Here is a 21,214-nt window from a genome sequence, read left to right as displayed (position 1 = left end):
TCAGATCGCAGCGCTGAAGGCGCACGGGAACTACGACGGCAAGTACTACTCGGTAGGCCGAGCGAGCCAGACGATCGGCCGATCGGTCCGCGGTTCGTCGGGCGTGAGCACCTCCACCCGGCGCTCCTGGGACGCTCCGGCATTCCCGACTTCCACCGCGCGGCTCCTCGCGGATCTCCTGCAAGTGCCGAACGAGTTCGACGCGCTCATCGGGGCTGCCCAGGGGCCGGACTTGTCGAGCCGCTCCACGACCGATTGTGACCCCGTCGAATCCATCGAGATCACGGTCGTCCCGGATGAGTCCACGCCGACCGAACCCCGCATCACGTTCGAGTCGACCGTCGTGAGAAATTCCGAGTGGTCGGAGGCTGCGGTCCTTGACGTCCGGTTCATGAGCAACGTCCGGTTCGCCAAGGGGATCGCGTCCCGACAAGGATCCTCCGCGCCTCAGTTCATGAGTGGTGTCGAGTTCGATGACTAGTCCCGGGGCCACGCGGATCGACCCCGTCGAGCTCGTGGGGGCAGAGTCACGGCTCTTCGTCGACACCAACGTCTTCATGGACACCGACCCACGACGCGAGGGCGGCCTCCGAAGTCTCCTCGAGCGGATCGCACCAGCGATCCTGCAGCACGACCGGCCGGTGATCGTCCCCACGAAGGTCATCGACGAGCTCACGGCGAAGAGCCGTGCAAGCACCGCCGATCTCGACGAGCCCGGCGCCGCTGCAACCCGGAAGGCGAAGAACGCGCTCGTCTTCCTCCGTTCGGCGGAGGCCGCCGGACTCGTCCGCAACGATCTCGGCGACGGATCCAACCCCTACGCCGACGACCTGTTCGTCAATCTGTTCGAGGCGTACTCGCCGAAGTACGCGATGTTCCTGATCACGAACGATGTCACGCTGCTCCTCCGGATCAACCTTCTGGGCCGTAGCAGCGCACACCCGGTGCGCGCGGGGAGTCTCACCCCCGACGGTCTGATGGAGTGCGAAGACCCTCGGGTCCTCTACGGGCGCGGGCAGCGCAAGCTCCGCCGCATCAGCACCGCCCTGGAGACTGGAGAGGGAGCCCGCAAGGACCACCTCGAGGCGGCATCGCTGAAGTCCGTGCTCCTCGCGTACGGCGACGCGTTCGACCTGTCTGCGGAAGAGGACTCGCGGGACGGTCGCCCGAGAACGTCCCACGGCACCAGCAGCGACGTCCCACCGCGGCCCCGACCCGCACCCTTCGCTGCCGACGCCGCGTACCAGGGTCCCGACGAGGTGCTGCCCGTCCGCCACATCCCGAGCGAGGGCGACCGTGTCTGCGTGGTGTCGCCGGGGAACACGTACGAGTGCACGCTACTCGGCAGGCTCGGTGAGGGAGGCGAGGGCAGCGTCTACGCGGTGTCTGACACCCACGTCGTGAAGATCTTCGACGGCGACCACATCACGGTCCATCGCGAGGAGAAGATCCGGCTGCTCGTCGGTCGGCAGCTGGACGAACCGGGCATCTGCTTCCCCCAGGCGTTCGTCACCGACCTGGACGGCTCGTTCGTCGGCTACCTCATGCCGAGAGCGAGCGGACGAGAGTTCTCCAAGTCCCTGTTCAACCCGAGACGGTTCCGGAACGAGTATCCCGGCTGGACCAAGTCGGATCTGGTCGATGTCGCGATCTCCTTCCTGGAGAAGGTTGACTACCTGCACTCCCAGAACATCCTCCTCGGCGACATCAACCCCAAGAACCTCCTCGTCGACGCCAACAAGGACGTCTGGGTCATCGATGCCGACTCGTGGCAGCTCGAGGGATACCCGTGCCCCGTCGGAACCGAGATGTTCAGCGCGCCATCGGTGATCGGGAGGCGCTACCCGGACTTCCTGCGCACCATCGAGGACGAGCGCTTCGCCGTCGCGACGATGCTCTTCATGATCCTCATCACGGGGCAATTCCCGTACGCCAGGTCCGGATCGGACGGCGACATCGTCAGGCTCATCAAGGAGGGCAGCTTTGCCTTCCAGTACAAGGAGAACTCGAACCAGGACCAGCCCGCAGGGAACTGGCGCTTCATGTGGAGCCACCTCCAGGTCGGCCTCAAAGGGCTGTTCTGGCACACCTTCCACCGTGACGGCGACCGCTACGACGACCGCCCCACGGATCAGGAGTGGCTCGCGGCCTTCCGTGGTTACAGGAGATATCTCGGCAGCCCCGCGAACTTCGATCCGCTGTCGAACGACGTCTACCCGACGCGGTTCAAGGCGATGTCTCCGGATACACCCCTGTACGAGTGCTCCGGGTGCGGGGCGTCGATGGCCGGCATCTGGAGCGACACCACCAAGTCCTACGCGACCCCCTCCCTCTGCCTCAAGTGCAAGGCGCATCAACCTGCGTGCGCCGATTGCGGACGGCGCCGATCGTCGCTCAAGGACGGGCGGTGCTACGACTGCAACCAGGGCACCTGCGCGTCCTGCGGCCGCGGCATCCGCAAGCAGTACCTCGTCCGCGGTCGGTGCAACGCGTGTCAACCGATCGCCTGCAAGGGCTGCGGCCTCGAGTCCGAGAGGTCGACGCTCTCTTCCGGCCGTTGTGCCCGCTGTCGGGCCGCGGACGCCGCTCGCCGAGCGGAGCAGCAGAAGAGGGGACGAACCATCGATCCGACCCGCCTGTGCACACGTTGCGGCAAGACGTTCATCACCCACGGCAACGTCGAGTGGCATCAGACGAACAACAAGCCCGTACCGACTGCCCACCGGCGCGACGCCCCTGCGTGCGTACCGGTCCAGTCGCGTCCGGGCACCGGGGCCCCGAAGCCGTCGACAGACGGCAAGGCAGGGGGCTCCGGCGGGTGCTTCGTGGCGACAGCTGTCTACGGCTCATACGACTGCCCCGAGGTCTGGGTCCTGAGGCGCTGGAGGGACACTCGCCTCCGAACGACCGCTCCTGGACGACTGTTCGTCCGCTGCTACTACCGGTGGAGCCCGCCTCTGGTGGCTCATGTCGGGGAGAAGCCGTGGTTCACGACCCCCGTCCTCCACCTGCTGAACCGCGTCGTCAGGACGCTCAAGCGATCCGGGTTCGGTGACGAGCCCTACCAAGACACTGATCCCATCGGGTCGGAAGTCCGACGACCCGGTGGCAACCCGACCGAGGGAGACGTACGTGGCGCAGCTCAATATTGAGACAGAGGACCTGGTCGAGAACCCGACGCCCCGCGTGCCGGTCGCTATCTGCATCGACACCAGCGGCTCGATGTCCGGTGACCCGATCCGCGAGCTCGTGGCCGGTGTCAACCAGTTCTACGACGCGATCGATGAGGACGACGACGCCCACGACGCCGCCGAGGTGTGCATCGTCGAGTTCAACTCGGGGGCGAAGGTCATCCAGGAGTTCGCGAGCGTCGAACGTCTTCAGCGGATCACGACCATCGCGCCGACAGGTCTCACCTACATGGGTGAAGGGGTCAACCTCGCCCTGGACACGCTCGATGCGCGAAAGCGGCTCTACTCGGACAACGGCGTCCTCTACTACCAGCCATGGCTCGTCCTCATGACCGACGGTGGACCGAACGGTGACCGCGCCGCGCTCGATCGCGCAGTGCAGCGCGTGACGGACCTCGCCGGGAACAAGAAGCTCACCGTCTTCGCGATCGGTATCGGGGCTGGCGCCGACATGGACGTCCTGGCACGGTTCAGCCCGACGCGTCCGCCACTCCGCCTCCAGGGTCTCCACTTCAAGGAGTTCTTCGAGTGGCTCTCCAAATCCGTGGCACGCGTCTCTCAGTCGAGCCCTGGCGACACCGTCAAGCTGGACCTCGCGGGCCTCGCCGGATGGGCGGAGCTGTAGTTGTTCAAAGAGTTTCACCACCAGGTGCGGGGGCGGGGTCACGCCGAGGACGGGACCGTGTGCCAGGACCGCACCCAGTACGTGTCGCGGGGAGGGGTTCAGGCGATCTGCCTGTCCGACGGCGCGGGAACGGCGCCCCGGTCGGAGTACGGGGCACAGGCGATCACCGATGCAGGTACTCGCTTCCTCGTCGACAACTTCGAGGAGCTCCTCGCGAACGACGACGGCCGTGCCGTCAAGGAGGCGGTCTGCCAGCACCTCCTGGGCGTACTCGCACGAACCGCGGACCGCCTTGGCTGCCAGGTCGCGGACCTCGCAGCCACGTTTCTCGCGGTGGCCGTCTCGGGCGACAGGTTCATCGCCGTGCACACCGGGGACGGTGTGATCGGATACGTGAAGGACGGCGCGCTGCGTTTGATGTCCTCACCCGACAACTCCGAGTTCGCGAACCAGACGACCTTCGTCACCACGCGAGGAGCGGTCACGAGCACGCGCCTGTTTCGCGGTGAGACCGACGGGATCTCTGGTTTCATCGTGATGAGTGACGGCACCGGAGCCAGCCTGTACGACTCGCGCTCGGCGACGCTCGCACGAGCCTGCTCCACGCTCATCTCAGTTGTGGGCAGGGCTCCCACCGCTCAGGTACGCAACCCCACCTTCAAGAAGCAGCTGCGGCGGGTCGTCGACACCACCATCCGGAACCGGACGAAGGACGACTGTTCGCTGGCGATCCTGGCACGAGCCTCGAATGCCGGGCACCTTGACACACCGTGACGATGCACCACGTGCGACGTGGTTCATGTGCGTGCTTCTGTGCTGGTCAGACCGCCAAGAGCCTGTCGGTGGGCAGGTCTAGGTTCGCTCCATGCAGATCGCCCAACCTCCAGGCGCGCGTTCCTGTCGCTCCGGCGACGGACCAGGTGTCGGCGGCTCATGGAAGCACGTCGGCGACCCTTCCTTGCCGACCCCTATCGCTGAGCTGCGCGACGTCATCACGGCATGCGCACCGGTCGACAGGGCAGTGCTCTTCGCCGAGGTGACACACCTGCTCAACCGTGCCGAGAGCGGCGAGCTCGAGTTCGTCCGCGGGACGGGACGTGATCGCTCGGGTGACGTGGACCTGATGGAGACCACGGGCTGCGTCCTGGAGCTCCGGCTCACCACCCGGACCGGCGCCTCGAACGGGAGACGCCACGTGCGGTTCTACTTCATCGAGCCGTCGCGGCACGACCGCCTGCTCCTCGGTCTGAAGGTCGCTTCGAAGTCACCGGGTCGCATCGGTCTCGACGAGCAGACGCGGCACGCACTCGAGGCGCGATCCCGAGCAGAAGCGTGGGAGATCACACGGCAACAGGTCTAGGCACAGCAGCCGCCGGGTGGGAGTATTACTCAAAGGTAATAGGAGGTGTGCAGTGGATCTCGCAGCAATGCTCGGCATCGACACGACCGACCCCATCCAGGAGCGGGCTGCCGCACAGGTCGCAGAGGACCAGGCGATGATCGATGCTCTCGTCAGCCATCGGCGGGCGACGTCGACGCAGCGCGACGTCGCCGACCTCATGGGAATTTCGCAGGCAGCGGTCGCACGGATCGAGGCCGCGAACCGTGATCCCCGACTGTCGACATTGCGCCGATACGCCGTCGCCGTCGGAAAGGTCGTCCGGCACACGGTCACGGACGTCTCCGATCCGGGGTGCTGGTCGACGGGCCGACACGAAGTTCGCCTCGTCGTCGCCGGAGACTCCGGCGTGGGCAGTTCTCGCTTCTACACAGAGAACGCGCCGCACGAATCCGAGATCTTGCACGCAGTCTCGCGAGACCATCGGACCGGCACTACCCGCCAGATGCGCGTGTCGCTTGGCGATGCGCGCGGCACTGACCTGGCGGCCTACGCAGGCGCGACACGTGCGACTGTCTGAACGCGGCTTCGGTGGCATCGAAGCCATCTTCACGCTTGCCCTCGGTGCCGAACGGCGTCGGATCGGCCCGGACCCCGAGACCCTCGACATCTCGATCGGGATGGAGATCAACCCGATCGAGCAGACCGTGCTCTGGCGGGTCGACTACCGGGTAGACGTCCGCGACCAGCGCGTCGAGGACGACTCCCCCGACCGTGGCGTGTTCGGAGTGCACGCTGCCTACGCGGTGGCACTCTCACCGGATGTCGAGCTGGACGACCACGGATCGCTCGTCAGCGCGCTCTGGCCGCACGCCCGAGCAGAACTGATCAACCTCATCCCACCCGTCGCCGGCAAGAGCCTTGGCCTGCCGATGTCCTTGGACCTCGCGGCGGTGGAAGCAGACCGCATGGCTGGCGAGTGAGGCGCGCTTCGAGCTACTTCGAGCTCGCAGCGGAGGCCCCCGAAGCCGTTGATCTCATGCCCTTGAGCTTCGACTCGAGCACGACCATGATGATGGGCTTCAGGTAGCTGAGCAGAGGCCCGATCTTGTCGGGGTCGATCTTTCCCGACGCGATTCGGTCGCACAGGAAGAGCCACGCCTCACCGGCCGCGTAGGTCCAGGCGCTCGCGACAGCTGCATTGATCACCGATCCCACGCCCGGGATGGCCTTGACCAGGCTCGCGGCCGCGGCACGACCCGTCAGCTGCAGAGCCAGCTGGAAGAGCGCCGTACCTCCACCGAGCACGCCCTTGAGGCTCAGCCCGTACATGCGGGCGACCTGCCCCATCATGCCGAGTTGGATCGGCGCCAGGACGGCGGCGGTGGCGACGGGCACCGGGATGGCTGCTGCGCCTGCGGCCGAGGCAGCTGCGGCAGCGATCAGCCCGCGCGCCGCGCGACGCTTCTTCTCCGCATCCAGCTTCTGCGCGGCGTCGATCGCGTCTCGAAACGTCGCATCAGCGGCGGCACGCGTCTCGTCCAGGAGCTTGAGCAACCCCTCGGACGGAGTCCTCGAACGGGTGAAGCAGAGGGCCGGCTGCCCGTCGTGACGCGTCCACAGGCCGTCGACGTTGTTCCAGATCCACCGGCCGAACTCGAGGATTTCCTCCATCTCGTCTTCGCGCACCTTGGTCACCACACCGATGACCGGGATGTTCCGCGACGCGAGCTCCGCGATCGCCTTGCGGTGCGCATCCTCGACTCGGCGTGTCCCCTGGTCCCAGCAGAACCAGGCGAGATGGATGCGATCCTCTTCGGGCCCCTTCTGGATCGCGGTCAGATCATCCTTGATGATCGAGACTGGGTCGCGGCCATGCTTGCCCAGCTCGAAACCGGGGAAGTCGTAGAGTCGGAGCGTGCCGGCGTCGTTGTCATGAGGCTTGACCTCCTGTGTCACGGGAGCACCGACGCCGACCTCGGCACGGACTTCGCCGAAGATCGCGTTGACAAGGCTGGACTTGCCCGCCCCGGTGTTTCCCAGGACCGCGAGGTTGAAGCGCGGGACGACTTCGTGGAGCGACTCCCACCCGTCCGCAAGGTGTTCAGCAGCCTCGTCCTCGGTCAGGTACGCAACGTCGTCGAGGCGAAACGCTTCGTGGGCGCGAGCCGTGGTGGGATCGCCCATCTCCGCGTACTGCTCCTGCGCTTCCTGCCACTGGCGGAGGAACTCATCGGGGATGTCGCTCTCACTCATGCCCGGAGGCTACCGGTCGACCGCGCAGCACATTCTCCCCGAACGGGTGAAATCCACGCGCCCGGACCGAACGCAGAAGTGCAGACAACAGCTCTCTCGCCGCTCCGCCCGAGCAGGCATGCGATCGCCTCCGCGAAGGAACGACTCGCGATGACCGAGAATCTGACAGCATGCCTCCGTGAGTGAGCTCCTCCCCGTGTCCCAGGCCGAGTCCCTGCGCGCTGCGCTGCTGGAGTACCTGGGCACGACGTTCGCCCTCGCCGACGCGAGCACGCGGGCGTCGTTGGAGGACTTTCTCCGTTCACCGAGCACCGGCCTGTTCCGCGGTCCGTACGTGCGACTCCGGCTGCCTTTTCGGCCGGCCGAGCCCGGCTGGCGTGAGTCGTTGGACTGGTACGGCGGGTACCCGCAGCCGTACGGGCACCAGGCGGACGCGTTCCGGCGGCTCTCCTCGCTCGCACCGGACGGTGGGCTGCGCCGCCCCCAGCCCACCTTGGTCACGACGGGCACGGGGTCGGGCAAGACAGAGTCGTTCCTGTACCCGATCCTCGACCACGCTCTGCGCGCGAAGAGGGCGGGGCTCGGCGGTATCAAGGCGGTCATCCTCTACCCGATGAACGCGCTCGCCAACGACCAGGCCAAGCGCCTGACCGAGCTGTTGACGTCGCCGTCGAACTCGGAGCTGCGCGGTATCACCGCGGCCCTGTACACGGGCGAGGAGGGCCCCACGCGGACGAAGGTGACGACGGCTGGGCTGATCACGGATCGCCCGGTGATCCGGGACTCGCCGCCCGACATCCTCCTGACGAACTACAAGATGCTCGACCAGCTGCTGCTGCGCCGGGACGACGCGAAGCTGTGGTCCGCGAGCGCCCGGTCCCTGCAATACCTGGTGCTCGACGAGTTCCACACGTACGACGGCGCGCAGGGCACGGACGTCGCGATGCTGATCCGGCGGCTCGGCCTCGCGCTGAAGTCGTACTGGCCGACGGATCCCGGCGACCGCGCGGCAGCAGGACTCACGGACGCGGACGTCGCGCGCCCGCTGGGGATCGTCACACCCGTCGCGACGTCCGCGACGTTGGGCGACAAGGGTGACCCGTCGGCGATGCTCGACTTCGCGCGGACCGTGTTCGGCGAGGAGTTCGGGCCCGACTCGGTCGTCACGGAGTCGCGCCTGCCGCTCGACGAGTGGGTGGGCGACGCTGTGGAGCGCGCCGCTGCCCGCGGGTTGCGGGCGGTGGAGGTGGACGACGTCGTCGCTCGGCTCCTCCTCGACGACCTCGCTGCGGTCGACCCGACCGACGTCGGCGCCCTCACGCGCACGGTGCTGCGCAACCTGTTCCGCACGGACACCGGAGACGCCGAGTTCGTCGACCCGACGTCCGACCGACCCGATCTCTCGGGCGACTCGCACGACGCCCTCCTCTGGCTCGCGAAGGCGCACCCGATCGTCTCCGGGGAACGTGGTCTGGTCCGGCTCGCCGCACAGGCGGTGGACCTGTCGGTGCTCGTCCGGGATGCGTTCCCGCCGTCGTCCGACCCGTCGTGGCCGGTCCGCGCGGAACAGACCCTCACCGCGCTGCTCTCCGCCTTGTCGCACCTGCGCGCGAGGACCGGTCGCGGCGCTCTGTCCGTCGACGTCCACCTGTGGACGCGCGAGCTGACTCGGCTCAACAGGACCACCGCGGGAGTGGCACAGTTCCGCTGGCAGGACGACGGCGTCGTCGTGCAGGACGCGGACGAGGACGGCCCGGGCGGCGGGACGCACGCGTTCCCCGCCCTGTACTGCCGGCACTGCGGCCGCTCGGGCTGGGGCGTCGCCCTCGCCCCGACCGGCACGGACCTGGACACGCACGACGACGACATCCGCGGCCGGCACCTGCGCGGCGACGACCGGTTCCGGGCCCTCGTCCACGCCCCCGCCGAGGGCGAGCGGGCCGAGGACGGCGAGAAGGTCGAGGGACTGCGGTGGTTCCTCGTCGGCCAGCGCCGCCTCGTCTCATCCCTGCCGGAGGGGGACGACACGGACGCCGGGGTCCTTCCCGTCCTCGTGCACCCGCTGGACGACGTCGGCGCGAAGCCCTCGAAGGACGACGACTGCCCGTCGTGCGGGCAGAAGGACGGCATCCGGTTCCTCGGGTCCGCGATCGCGACGCTGCTGTCCGTGTCGCTGTCCAGCCTGTTCGGCACAGCCGGGCTCGACCCGCGGGAGAAGCGGGCCCTCGTCTTCACCGACTCGGTGCAGGACGCCGCGCACCGCGCCGGGTTCGTGCAGTCCCGTTCGCACGCACTGACCCTGCGTGCGGTCATGCGCCACGCCGTCGGTGACGACCCGGTCGACCTCGCCACCCTCGTGGACAAGATGATCGCGGCCGCCGGCGACGACGGGAAGAAGCGGTACCGGCTGCTCCCGCCAGACCTCGCGGAGCGTGAGCCGTTCGCGCCGTTCTGGAAGAAGGGCCCGCGGGCCAAGGGCCAGGACAAGGTCCGGGACCGGGTGCGGCGTCGGCTCCTGCTCGACGTCCTCCTCGAGCACGGTCTGCGCTCCGCCGTCGGCCGGACGCTCGAGGCCACTGGGACGCTCGTCGCCGAGGTGCGCGTCGACCCACGCCCCCTGCTCGGCGCGGCACGGGCCACGCTCGACGAGGTCGACCGTCAGGAGGTGCTCGACGGCTTCTCCCCCACCGACGCGGAGCTGCGCGCCTGGGTGCGCGGTGTCCTCGAGCACATGCGTACCCGGGGGGCGATCGAGCACGAGTGGTTCCACACGTTCCGGCAGGAGGACGGCAACCGGTGGTGGATCACCGGCGGCCGCCGACGTCACGAAGGGATGCCCGGCTTCGGCAAGGGAGCCAGCGCACCGGGCTACCCGCGCGTCGGCGGCTCCGTCACCACCGGAGCCGGCACGAAGGCCGCCGGGGACGACCTGGAACCCGTCGGCTCCGCACGCGGCTGGTACGCGGCCTGGACGGCCAAGTGCCTGCACGTCGACAAGACGGAGGCGGCGACGCTCGCGCGCCTGCTGATGAAGCACCTCGCGCGGCTCGACGTCGTCGCCGGTCTCCTCTCGTCGTCCGGCGCCACGACGTACCACCTCGCGCCCCGGGACGTCATCGTCCAGGTCGCGACGACGGACGCCCTCCGCGACGGTGCCCTGTGCCTCGAGTGCAGCGACTGCGGGTCGGCCGTCCCGGCGACGTCCACGGTCGTCGACCAGCTCGATGGGGCACCGTGCCTGGTCGCCCGCTGCACCGGGCGTCTGCGCCGGCACGCCGTCGCGGACAACTTCTACCGCCGCATGTACGAGGACGCGGACCCGGCACGCGTCGTCGCGCGAGAGCACACCAGCATGCTCGAGGACGAGGTCCGCCTCGCGTACGAGAACGCGTTCAAGGCGAAGGATCCCAAGCCCGACGCCCCGAACGTCCTCGTCGCCACCCCGACGCTCGAGATGGGGATCGACATCGGCGAGCTGTCCGCCGTCATGCTGTCCTCCCTGCCCCGTACCGTCGCGTCGTACCTGCAGCGCGTCGGCCGCGCCGGGCGCGCGACCGGCAACGCCCTCGCGATCGCATTCGTCACCGCCCGCGGCGACCAGCTGCCACGGTTCGCCGACCCCGGCAGCGTCATCAACGGTGCCGTACGACCGCCTGCCACCTACCTCGACGCCGAGGAGATCCTGCGCCGCCAGTACGTGGCCTCCGTCGCCGACGAGCTCGCCCGCCGTGCCGACGCACCGCACCCGCGCACCGCGTCCGACGCGCTCGGCAGCAGCGAACCGGGCTCGTTCCTCGGCGAGCTCGTCGCGCTGTCCGAGGCGGAGGGACCCGCCCTGCTCGGCCGCTTCCTGGGCGGCTTCACCGACGTCTCCGACCCGGTGAAGGAGACGCTGCGCGCGTGGGCGCTGCCCACGGTGACCGCATCCGGCGAGAGCGTCCCGTCCGAGCTCGCCCGGCGCGCGCACACCGCCTCCCTCGCATGGCGGGGACGGATGGAGACCCTCGCGCACCGCGAGAAGGAGATCCAGACCGCGATCAACGCCGCGGACGGGCTGCGCATCAAGGCCGAGTCTCCCGCCGCGACCAGCGACGACGAACGCGCGCTGCGCACCGCGCAGGCCGCGCTCAAGCTCACCCAGTACCAGCAGGCGCGGGCCGCGACCGAGCACTGGGTAGGCGTGCTCGAGGAGCACGGGCTGCTCCCCAACTACACACTGCTCGACGACTCCGTCGCGCTCGAAGTCTCCCTGTCCTGGGTGGACCCCGACTCCCAGGAGTTCCGCACCGAGCTCATGGAGCTGGGCCGCGGATCCGCCCAGGCGCTGCGCGACTTCGCGCCCGGCTCCACCTTCTACGCGCGCGGGTACGCCATCGCGGTCGACGCGCTCGACCTCGGGCGGGACGACGACGCCGTCCGCACCTGGGCCTGCTGCCCGCACTGCGGGTTCACGCACGACGTCACGGACGCCTCGGCACCGGGCGGCACGGCCGCGCTCGCGGCCTGCCCGCGCTGCGGCAGTCCGGCCCTCGCTGATGTGGCCCAGCAGATCGAGGTCGTCGAGCTCAAGCGGGTCTCGTCCGTGATCCGGCGCGAGGAGGCGACGATCGACGACCGGAGCGACGAGCGCGAGCGCGAGCGGTTCACCATCCGCACCCTCGCCGACGTCGACCCCGCCGCCGTCACCCGGCAGTGGTTCGTCGAGGGCTACGGCTTCGGCGCGCGCTACCAGCGCCAGATGACCATCCGCTGGCTCAACCTCGGCCGGTCCTCCGCGCAGGGCGCGACCCTCGAGCTCGCAGGGCAGCCCCACGACGTCGCACTGTTCCGCGTCTGCGAACGGTGCGGCAAGCTCGACACCTCCACCGGTGCCAACCGCGCGTCGGAGCACCGCCCCTGGTGCCCCCTGCGACGGGCACGAGACGAGAGTGTCCGCACCGTCGCCCTGTCGCGGTCGCTCACCACCGAGGGCCTGGTGCTGCGGCTCCCCGAGTCCGTGACCCTGGGGGACGACTTCTCGCTCCCGTCGTTGCGCGCAGCCCTGCTCCTCGCGCTGCGGATCCGGATCGGCGGCGACCCGAACCACCTGGAGGTCACGGACGTCGTCGACCCCAGCCCTGCGGCCGGCAGCCCGGCCGAGGCCCTGCTCCTGCACGACGTCGTGCGCGGCGGCACCGGCTACCTCGCCGAACTCTCCGACCACGACGCCGTGTGGACCATGCTGCGCGACGCCTGGCGACACCTCGAGGACTGCCCGTGCCAGCACGACGGCAGGCTCGCGTGCGACCGGTGCCTCCTGCCGCACGCCGCGCCGCACCAGGTCGGGCACGTCTCCCGGGCCACGGCCGCGCGCCACCTCAGGTCGATCCTGCTCGGCACGTCGCAGGTCGGCGACGACGAGGTCCCCGCGACGAGCCCGTGGACGGTCACGGTGGACGAGCCCGACGTCACCGACCCCGAGTCCCACATCGAGCTGCTCTTCCGCAAGGTGCTCCGCGAGCGCCTGGAAAAGATGGGCGCGACCATCACGGAGAAGCCGGGGCCCCAGGGCAACACCTGGTCGGTCACCATGCCCGGCGGCGCACACTGGCGGCTCGAACCACAGGTGCTCGTCCACGACGCCGGGACCAAGCCCGACTTCGTCCTGCGCAGCGACCGGGCCGGTGTGCCGCCGACCGCGATCTACACCGACGGCTGGCAGTTCCACGCCTCCCCCGCCGTCAACCGCCTCGCCGACGACGCCACCAAGCGCCAGGCCCTGCGCGACCTCGGGTACCAGGTGCTCGCTTTCACGTGGGGAGACCTCGACGGGAGTCCGTCCGCCTCCGTCGCCGTGCCCTGGCTGCACCCGCAGGCCGTGGCGGCAGTGCTGGCCGGGGCGAAGGACGCGCTCTCCCCCACCACGGTCGGGCTGGTCACGCGGCCCGCGATCGACCTCCTGCTCGACTGGATCGAACGCCCCGACCCGACGGGCCGCGCACAGCTCGCCCGGTGGATGCCGCTCCTCGTCGCGCCTTCCTTGATCGGCGGGGTGATCTCCACCGAGGTCGGTATCGACACGATCGCGCTCGACGTGCTCGACGGTTCCGCCCTTCCGAGCGGGACGAAGTTCGGCGGGGTGTGGCACCAGGGGTCGATCGCGATCGGCGTCCGGGAGTTCACCCTCGGCACGTACGAGATCGCCGTCGTCCTGGACGACGCCGACGACGCCCTCGGGCACGAGCACCAGCCGGCATGGCGTGAGTGGCTGCGACTCGCCAACCTGTTGAACTTCCGCGAAGACCTCCCGCTGCGGGTCGTCACCCGGTCCACGCTCACCGGGCAGTCCATCGCCCCACCGTCCGCAGCCGATGCGGAGGCGAGCAGCCGGGTCGAGTCCGCACTCGCCGTCGTCCTCGAAGCCCACCCGGCCTGGCAGACGGCCCACACGATCGCGACCGCCGTCGAACGGGAGCTGCTCCAGCAGCTCCTGCCGCTCGCGGCCGACGGCGTGGAGGCCCCGACCATCGGCGACGAGTTCGGCGACGGCGTACCCCTGTCGTTGTCGTGGCCGGACCGTAAGGTGACCGTGCAGACGGACGCACTGGACGCCGCGACGCTCACCCAGCTCGACGCCGAGGGGTGGACGGTGCTCGGGCCCGACGCCGACGTCATCCGCACCGCCCTGACCGGCTGACCGGCAGCCTGCTTCGACCGCACTGCCAGCGACACCCGACCCACCGACCCCGGAGAACAGCACCGATGCCGCAGATCATCCTCGGACCGTCGTTCGGCAAGCTCGACGGCGCCGTGCGCAAGGCCGCGTACGCGTTCCTCGAGAAGCTCCAGGAGAGCGACGCCACCCCGGGCCTGCACATCGAGCCGATCAACGGTTCGGCCGACCCTCGAGTCCGCACCGGACGGGTCAACGACTTCTGGCGTGCCCTGCTCGTCAAGGTCCAGGGTCAGGCCGCGGAGGCGCACTACGTCTACCTCGGCACGTATCCGCACGACGAGGCGATCGCCCGCGCCAAGACCGCCGTGGTCCGCGTCAACCCGCGCAACGGCATCGCCGAGCTGGTCGAGGCCGCCGCGGCCGACACCACGACCGCAGCGACGGATCCCGCCGCGCCCCGGACCGGACGCGCCCGGCCCCAACCCGAGGACGTCGACCTCACCACGTACCCGCTCCTCCAGACGCAGGGCGTGTCCGTCGCCGACCTCGTCGACCTCGGGATCGACGCCACGATCGCGGACGCCGCCCTGACGGTCGAGACCGAGGACGAGCTGCTCGCGCTCGCGGGACGGGCGCCCGCGACCTGGCAGGGGGACGCCCTGCTCGACCTCGCCACCGGTGCAGGCCTCGCGACCGTGCGGGACAAGCTCGGCCTGACAGTCCCCGCCGTCGAGCCCGACCCCGAGAGCGACGACCAGCTTCTCGACGCCCTCAAGCAGCCTGCGGCGCAGATGGACTTCGCGTTCATCGAGGACGACGCGGCCCTGCGTGCAGCGATCGAGGACGACAACTTCGGCCGCTGGCGCGTCTTCCTCCACCCCGAGCAGCGCGACCACGCCTTCAAGAACCGGTCCGGCTCGTTCCGGCTCTCGGGCGGAGCCGGAACCGGGAAGACGGTGGTCCTCCTCCACCGCGCACGACACCTCGCGAGGAAGAACCCGGCGGCCCGCGTCGTCCTCACCACGTACAACCGGACCCTGGCGTCGTCACTGGAGGAGACCCTCCGGCTCCTCGACCCGACGCTCCCGATCGCGAAGAACCTCGGGGACCCCGGGGTGTACGTCGCCGGTGTCGACGCGCTCTCCCGCCGCGTGATCGCGAAGGCCGAGGACGTCCACGTCGCGTCGGCCGCCTGGGGCGAGACGGTCGCGTCCGTCCTCGGCCCGCGCTCGCCCTACGTCCTCGACCTCACCCCGGCCGCCCGGTGGGAGGCGGCACTCGCGTCCGTCGGCGCCGACCTCGCACCTGAGCTGCGGAGCCAGGCGTTCCTCCAGGCCGAGTACACGACGATCGTCGTCCCCCACCGCATCACGACACGGGACGAGTACCTGCGCGTCCGTCGCCCGGGACGCGGCGTCGCGCTGAGCAGGGTCCAGCGCATGGCCGTGTGGCGCGTCGTCGAGGCCTACCGCGCGTCCGCGGACGCCGCGGGATCGACCGACTGGGACGAGAAGGCGATGGTCGCCGCGACGCACCTCGACGCCCAGGCCGCGGCCGGGGTGCCGCGCGTCGCGGACCACGTCCTCGTCGACGAGGCGCAGGACCTCGCACCCGCCCGCCTCGTCTTCCTGCGGGCACTCGTCGCCCAGGGACCGGACGACCTCTTCCTCGCCGAGGACTCGCAGCAGCGCATCTACGGGCAGAAGGTCGTGCTGTCCCGGTACGGGATCAACATCGTCGGCAGGTCCCGGCGCCTCACCCTCAACTACCGCACGACCGCACAGGTGCTGCGCTACGCCGTCGGCGTGCTGGCCGGGGAGGACTGGATCGACATGGAGGCGGGAGACGCGGCCGCCACCGGCTACCGATCCGCGCGGTCCGGGCCCGCGCCCCGAGAGGTCCGGGCGTCCTCGCTCCTCGACGAGTACGAACAGGCTGCCGAGCTCGTCCGCGGCTGGCGCGACGCCGGGGACGCCCCCGAGACGATCGGCGTGCTCGTCCGCACCAAGAACACCGGCGACAAGGTCGTCCACGCGCTGAGCGAGCGCGGCGTCAAGGCGAAGTTCATCCAGGACGACGCCGCGACCGGGACCGGGAGCGTGCTCGTCATGACCATGCACCGCTCCAAGGGCATGGAGTTCAAGCGCGTCATCCTGTTCGGCGTCTCGTCGGACGAGCAGGGCTGGGGCTACGGGTTGTCGGCCCTGCCGGAGGCCGATCGCGCCGACGGCGAGCTGCGCGAGAGGTCCCTGCTCTACGTCGCGGCGACCCGTGCACGCGACGAGCTGGTAGTCCTGTGGAACGGTCGCCGCAGCGACCTGCTCCCCGCCCACGCCGAGGCGGCAACCGTCTCCTGACCGTTTCCCGGCCGGGGGCGGGCGCCGTCAGGCGTCCGCCCCCGACCCGACGGGTGCCCAGGCCTCCGCTTCCGTGAGCCGTCGTCGCACGGCCTCTCCCCCGACGCCCTCGATCCACGACCGGTCGCCGACGACGACGAGCAGCGAGCGGGCGCGTGACAGGCCGGTGTAGAGCATCTCGCGGGCTCGCGCCTCGTCCCGCACGCCGTTGACGGACAGGACGACCGCAGGGCGTTCGAGGCCCTTGAACCCGAGGACGTGCCCGAAGAACACGTCGTCCTCCGCGAAGAACGCGTCCCAGTAGGCGGCGTACCCGCCGAGGGTGACCTCGTTGACCTGGGCGGGGTGGCGCCGGCCCGTGGCCAGGAGCGCGACCTGGCCGGGGTTCCACCCTTCGTCGAGCAGCGCTTCGACGGCGTCGTCGGCGGCTTCCACGGCTGCGGCGGCGGGCACGTCGACGATCCGTACGCGGGGGCCGTTCATCCCTCGTGGGGTGAGGGTGTCGGGTGAGAGCGCGCCGAACACCTGGGCGATCTGCTTCGTGGAGCGCAGGTTCTCGCGCAGTGTCACGGGGACGAGCTGGAGCGGTACGTCGGCGGCGCGGGGGAAGACCCGTTGCGCGTCGTCGAGGAAGACGTAGAGGCCTCCCTCGTCCGGGTCGCGCAGGCACCGCAGGAGCGACGGCCACCAGAGGTCGCCGAAGTCCTGCGCCTCGTCCACGACGACGGCGTCGAACAGGTCCGTCGACGGACGCTCGCCCGCGAGCCGGCCGAGCTCGGTCGGCAGGTGCCGCTCCCAGTAGTCCGGGTCGTCGTCGGCGCCGCGCTCGGCGCCCCAGCTCAGCGGCAGGTCGTGGAACAGTCCCACGTAGGCGGGACGGTCGCGCGCCGGCCACGTCTGGGTGACGCGTTCGAGGTAGCGCCCGAGCCCCCGCGAGTAGCAGAGCAGGGCGACGCGCTCACCCGCCCGCGCACGCCGGCGCGCCTGCTCGAGCGCGAGCCACGTCTTGCCCGCCCCCGCGCCGCCGACGACCCTCATCCGGCGCACCTCGGAGAGCGCGTCGAGCACGCGGGCCTGGTCGCGGGTCATCTGCTCCAGGCGCGTCTCGTGCTCCAGGGCGAGCGACAGGTGCTCCGTCTGGCTGGGGAAGCCACCGGCGAGCGAGTCCACGAGGGCGGGGACGTCGTCGACCGCGAGCCCGGCATGGCCCTGGCCGTGCCGCTCGACGGCGCGCTTCACCCGCTCGGCGACGCCGCCCGACCGCTCCAGGTCGCCGCGGTCCACGAGCATGTCCCGCGGAAGGTCGACCGTCTCCCAGTCGCGCGGGACGTACCGGTGCGGGAACGCCACGAGGTGCGCGGTGCGCGCCTCTGCGGCCCACAGGTCGCGACGGCGCAGCAGGGCCTGCAGCGCGTGCCGAGCACCCTGGACCTGGCGCACCGGGTCGATGCGGTGCCGCCGGGGACCGTTGCCCTGGAACCAGGTGCCGTCGACCCGGTCGATGTGCCCGCCCTTGACCTCGATCGCGGCGAGCCCGACCCCTGGCCAGGCGACGAGGACGTCGATCTCGTACTCCTGCTCGTCCTCCTGCACGTGCACCCCGTGGAACAGCACGACGTCGTCGGGGAGCTGTTCGCGCAGCGCGTCCCACACGGCGCGCTCGGCGCCGCCGTCGTCGGGGAACGTCGGGTCGGGCGGGAACGCGAGCGGCATGTGCCGTTCGTACCGCACCGTGCCGACGACGTCACGGGTCTGACGACCTGCGGTCTCCCGCGTCACGGGATTTCACCCGCTGCGACGGCCACGGGGCTCGCGGGGTGCACGGCCCGTGCCCACGCGAGGAACGCGGCGCGGCGGGACACGGAGTCCGGCCCGCCGCCACCGCGGGTGCGCCAGTGGTCGAGTCGCGCAAAGTGCCGCACCGTCATGGGTGGCTGGGGCTCGACCCGGCGGTCGGGCTTCCTGTCCCAGAACGGTGCGTTCGTGTCGAGCTCGACGACGCCGAGGCCGCTCTCGCGCGCGCGCCGCCACCGCGTCGGGAACACGAGCGTGACGTAGGCCTCCATGCGCCGCAGCGTCTGGTGGTCCTGCGTGATCCCGGTCAGGGGTTCGGCACCGAGCGACGTGGCGATCGCGGCGTCGATCTTCTGGCACGCGTCGCACACGCGCCGCTCGATGTGGAAGCGGCTCGTCATCTGGACGCGTTCGCTCAGGCAGACGTGGCAGAGACGCAGGAACGGGTTGAACGAGCACCCGCGCGACGGGACCGGGCGCGGGTGCCCGGTGTGGACCGGGCACACGAGGTGCCCCTCGTCGCTCACGAGCAGCTGGCACGGGTCGTCGGTACGGACCCACAGGGTCATGGTCGGGGTCGGGTTCATCGGAGCAGCCCTTCGGTCAGGGCCGACGGCACCCGGGCGCGCAGCAACGCACCGAGGCGGACGTCGACCTCGCACTTCCCTGACCGTTCGGCCAGGGCCGGTCTTCCTCCTGGGGCACCGTGCGCGAGGGGCGCGGTTGCCGGACCGGCACGCGGAGGGCGTCTCGCCGGTCACTCGTGACCTGGGCAGATGTCTACCTCACCCGCTGATCGGACGCAACCTCGCTCCCCGGGCTGGCCGGGCCGTGCACCGGCCGGAGCGGCTCCAGACCGGGGTGATCTCTCAGCGCCTGCTCACCGTGCGTCCTGTACAGGGTCATCACCGCGGCGAAGGGGGCGTGGTCGCCGGTGAGCAAGAGCGGCTCGGTCGAGGAGAACTGGCAGACGAGGGCCCACCCGCCGGGTTCGGGGAACACCGCCGTCATCGCGGAGTAGTCGAACGACAGCCATCGCCCATGCACCTGGACCAGCAGCCGGTGGTTGCTCACGACGAGCCGGGAGACGCAGCGCTCACGCCACTGCTCTCGGGCCTGCGCCTGGGCGGCGCTGCGCTCGGCGGCGTTGGCGATCGCCGTCACGGCAAGGCCGGTGAGGACGAACGACGGCCGCCCGTAGTAGAACCCCGACGTCTGCGTGTAGCTGACAGTCGTCCCGTAGTAGCGCGCGTACCCGGCGGGCACGTCGCAGAAGAACTCCTCGCCCGCGTACGGGACGACGTCCCACACCCGCAGCGTGGGCGGAACCTCCCGCGCGAGGAGATGCCGGTGCAGGCCCTGGGCGTTCGCCCACGCGTGCGCGGCGGCGTCGCGCCGGCCGATCTCGGCACGCTCGGTCGCAGAGAACCGACCGCGGCTGCGCCGGTGCTCCCGGAATGTCCTGGCGCCCTTTGCGATCGCGACAGCGAGCAGGGCGACCGGCCCGAGGAACGCCACGGCGACCACCAGGAGCACGAGGAACGCCCACGCCCCGTGGTAGAGCTCGTGCCGGTTGAGCGCGTCGAGGGCGAGGACGCAAGCGAGGAACACGGCGGGTGCGGCGACGAGCGGCACGACCCATCGTGCGTGCCGCCGGACTCGTCCCGCCCTCGCCGCCGCGCGCGGATCCTCCATGAAGCAGCCCCCTGCTCACGTCGTGCGTCGGGTACTCACCCGCCGTCTCTGGAGGCACGGTAGTCGACTCTCTGAAGGCAGGGAGTCGACGACCGCGTCGTCTCGCCTCGGCGGCCCACAGCCGGAGCTGCACCGCAGGACGGGCCGCACCTCGCGGCCCGTCCCACGGCGTCGGACCTTCAGCGCGCGACGACGGCGCCTCCCAGCGGGCCTGCCGTGGGCTGGATCTCGCGCGCGTAGCAGTAGAACCCGGGCACGCGCGCTCCGGACCGGAACGTCACCTTGTTGAGCTGGCCACTCTGGCTCGCGATGACGGTCCACGGGAGAGGTCCACCCGCGGCCGCATCCACGAGCTGCTGCAGCGCCGCGCGCGACGAGTCCGCGTTGAGGTAGACCGGCACGCCGCGCACGGTCGCCCAGACGACGGCGCGTCCACCGAACGTCCCCACGTCGGCCAGCGTCGGCGCGCCCGTCGCGAGCACCGACCGCACGTGCTCCAGCAGGTGCGGCTCGTCGAACGGGTCGTCCTTCGTCCCGCGCGGGGCGGGCCGCACCGGTGCGGGCACAGGGCTGCGACGACCGGTCGGAGTGCTCGCGCGCCCCGGCGCGGAGCCACCTGCCGCCGCACGGTCCGCCTCGGTGTACGCGGCGTGCTGGTCGCGCGCGGCAGCGGGCGCCGCGCCGGCCCACACGGCTCCACGCATCGCGGCCATGCTGCGCGACGTCGCGGCGTACGCCTGGTCGACGTTCGCCGTGTCGTACGTGAGCGACCGCTCGCGCTTCACGCCGAGCGACGCGCCGACCTCGATCGCGTCCTGGTTGGCGCCCATGTAGAGGAACGTCCATCCGAACTGCTCCTCGCGCTCGGTGACGAGCGCCTTGATCGCGGCGTGCGTGTACTCCTTGGAGTCGTTCTCGAGGCCGTCGGTCATGATCCCGACGATCACGGCGCCGGGCCGCTGCTCCTCGGGGAGCTGGGCGATGCGCAGCGCCGTGGTCTGCACGAGGCGCCCGATGGAGTCGAGCAGCGCGGTCATGCCACGCGGGTGCAGGTCCAGCGGGGGGACCTCGCGCACGTCGAGGTCCGTGTAGACCTCCTCGTACTCGTTGTCGAACTGCGCGAGCGTGACCGTGCAGCGGCCGGGTGCGTCGCGCTGCTCGGTGAGGAACAGGTCGAAGCCCTGCTCGGTGGCCTGCTTGATCGACTGCATCGAGCCGGACCGGTCGAGCAGCATGGCGAGGTGGGTGAGGGTCTGGTCAGGCATGGCGGTTCCCTTCGTCGTGCTGCTGGACGGACGGTGC

At 70.5% G+C, this 21,214-nt stretch carries 14 protein-coding genes and 1 riboswitch; of the genes, 9 read left to right on the top strand and 5 right to left on the bottom strand.

Annotated elements, in window-relative coordinates:
* Nucleotides 1–103 precede the first annotated feature (103 nt).
* The 7 genes from ACZ402_RS11880 to ACZ402_RS11850 all read left to right on the top strand — a co-directional run bounded on the left by ACZ402_RS11880 (nt 104) and on the right by ACZ402_RS11850 (nt 6,138).
* On the top strand, nt 104–481 hold the full coding sequence (locus ACZ402_RS11880; protein ID WP_375825027.1) for a hypothetical protein: 378 nt from the start codon (nt 104–106) through the stop codon (nt 479–481).
* On the top strand, nt 474–3,152 hold the full coding sequence (locus ACZ402_RS11875; RefSeq protein WP_375825026.1) for a CFI-box-CTERM domain-containing protein: 2,679 nt from the start codon (nt 474–476) through the stop codon (nt 3,150–3,152). The genes ACZ402_RS11880 and ACZ402_RS11875 overlap by 8 nt, the downstream gene beginning before the upstream one ends.
* Nucleotides 3,133–3,816, top strand: coding sequence for a vWA domain-containing protein (locus ACZ402_RS11870; RefSeq protein WP_375825025.1), 684 nt, complete (start codon nt 3,133–3,135; stop codon nt 3,814–3,816). Before ACZ402_RS11875 ends, ACZ402_RS11870 begins: the two co-directional genes overlap by 20 nt.
* A 24-nt stretch (nt 3,817–3,840) precedes the next feature.
* Entirely contained in the window at nt 3,841–4,590 is a 750-nt protein-coding gene (locus tag ACZ402_RS11865) for a PP2C family serine/threonine-protein phosphatase (RefSeq protein WP_375825060.1), read from the top strand.
* 91 nt (nt 4,591–4,681) lie between these two features.
* On the top strand, nt 4,682–5,176 hold the full coding sequence (locus ACZ402_RS11860; RefSeq protein ID WP_154797649.1) for a hypothetical protein: 495 nt from the start codon (nt 4,682–4,684) through the stop codon (nt 5,174–5,176).
* Nucleotides 5,177–5,228: 52 nt separating this feature from the next.
* Complete coding sequence (locus ACZ402_RS11855) at nt 5,229–5,735, top strand: helix-turn-helix domain-containing protein (protein WP_216609982.1); 507 nt, start codon at nt 5,229–5,231, stop codon at nt 5,733–5,735.
* The gene (locus ACZ402_RS11850; protein WP_154797648.1) at nt 5,722–6,138 is read left to right on the top strand and encodes a hypothetical protein; all 417 of its coding nucleotides are present in this window, start codon (nt 5,722–5,724) and stop codon (nt 6,136–6,138) included. The genes ACZ402_RS11855 and ACZ402_RS11850 overlap by 14 nt, the downstream gene beginning before the upstream one ends.
* Before the next feature lie 13 nt (nt 6,139–6,151).
* Here ACZ402_RS11850 and ACZ402_RS11845 read toward each other — a convergent pair whose 3' ends face one another.
* Complete coding sequence (locus tag ACZ402_RS11845) at nt 6,152–7,411, bottom strand: GTPase (protein WP_375825024.1); 1,260 nt, start codon at nt 7,409–7,411, stop codon at nt 6,152–6,154.
* A 178-nt stretch (nt 7,412–7,589) separates the two neighbouring features.
* On the opposite strand from ACZ402_RS11845, the gene ACZ402_RS11840 reads away from it, so the two are divergent.
* Complete coding sequence (locus ACZ402_RS11840; RefSeq protein ID WP_375825023.1) at nt 7,590–14,087, top strand: DEAD/DEAH box helicase; 6,498 nt, start codon at nt 7,590–7,592, stop codon at nt 14,085–14,087.
* A 65-nt stretch (nt 14,088–14,152) separates the two neighbouring features.
* A complete protein-coding gene (locus tag ACZ402_RS11835) occupies nt 14,153–16,423 on the top strand; it encodes a 3'-5' exonuclease (protein WP_375825022.1) in 2,271 nt (756 codons plus the stop codon).
* A gap of 27 nt (nt 16,424–16,450) precedes the next feature.
* Here ACZ402_RS11835 and ACZ402_RS11830 read toward each other — a convergent pair whose 3' ends face one another.
* From ACZ402_RS11830 to ACZ402_RS11815, 4 genes are all read right to left on the bottom strand, one after another.
* A complete protein-coding gene (locus tag ACZ402_RS11830; protein ID WP_465272289.1) occupies nt 16,451–18,136 on the bottom strand; it encodes a nuclease-related domain-containing DEAD/DEAH box helicase in 1,686 nt (561 codons plus the stop codon).
* Between the two features lie 62 nt (nt 18,137–18,198).
* Complete coding sequence (locus ACZ402_RS11825; protein ID WP_375825020.1) at nt 18,199–18,804, bottom strand: hypothetical protein; 606 nt, start codon at nt 18,802–18,804, stop codon at nt 18,199–18,201.
* A gap of 66 nt (nt 18,805–18,870) precedes the next feature.
* A riboswitch (SAM riboswitch) is annotated at nt 18,871–18,986 on the bottom strand.
* An 11-nt stretch (nt 18,987–18,997) separates the two neighbouring features.
* Nucleotides 18,998–19,852 (bottom strand): hypothetical protein, encoded by an 855-nt coding sequence (locus ACZ402_RS11820; RefSeq protein WP_375825019.1) that lies wholly within the window; start codon nt 19,850–19,852, stop codon nt 18,998–19,000.
* A 239-nt stretch (nt 19,853–20,091) separates the two neighbouring features.
* On the bottom strand, nt 20,092–21,177 hold the full coding sequence (locus ACZ402_RS11815) for a hypothetical protein (protein ID WP_375825018.1): 1,086 nt from the start codon (nt 21,175–21,177) through the stop codon (nt 20,092–20,094).
* Nucleotides 21,178–21,214: the final 37 nt, after the last annotated feature.

The organism is Cellulosimicrobium sp. NPDC030954, assembly GCF_055571305.1.
The sequence above is the reverse complement of the archived record's forward strand: the minus strand, read 5'-3'. Positions and strand labels throughout refer to the sequence as shown.

What these genes read in the sequence shown, in the direction of transcription:
- ACZ402_RS11875 (WP_375825026.1), top strand. Translation starts at nt 474, where the DNA reads ATGACTAGTCCCGGGGCCACGCGGATCGACCCCGTCGAGCTCGTGGGG.
- ACZ402_RS11860 (WP_154797649.1), top strand. Translation starts at nt 4,682, where the DNA reads ATGCAGATCGCCCAACCTCCAGGCGCGCGTTCCTGTCGCTCCGGCGAC.
- ACZ402_RS11845 (WP_375825024.1), bottom strand. Translation starts at nt 7,411, where the DNA reads ATGAGTGAGAGCGACATCCCCGATGAGTTCCTCCGCCAGTGGCAGGAA.
- ACZ402_RS11835 (WP_375825022.1), top strand. Translation starts at nt 14,153, where the DNA reads ATGCCGCAGATCATCCTCGGACCGTCGTTCGGCAAGCTCGACGGCGCC.
- ACZ402_RS11830 (WP_465272289.1), bottom strand. Translation starts at nt 18,136, where the DNA reads ATGCCGCTCGCGTTCCCGCCCGACCCGACGTTCCCCGACGACGGCGGC.
- ACZ402_RS11825 (WP_375825020.1), bottom strand. Translation starts at nt 18,804, where the DNA reads ATGAACCCGACCCCGACCATGACCCTGTGGGTCCGTACCGACGACCCG.
- ACZ402_RS11815 (WP_375825018.1), bottom strand. Translation starts at nt 21,177, where the DNA reads ATGCCTGACCAGACCCTCACCCACCTCGCCATGCTGCTCGACCGGTCC.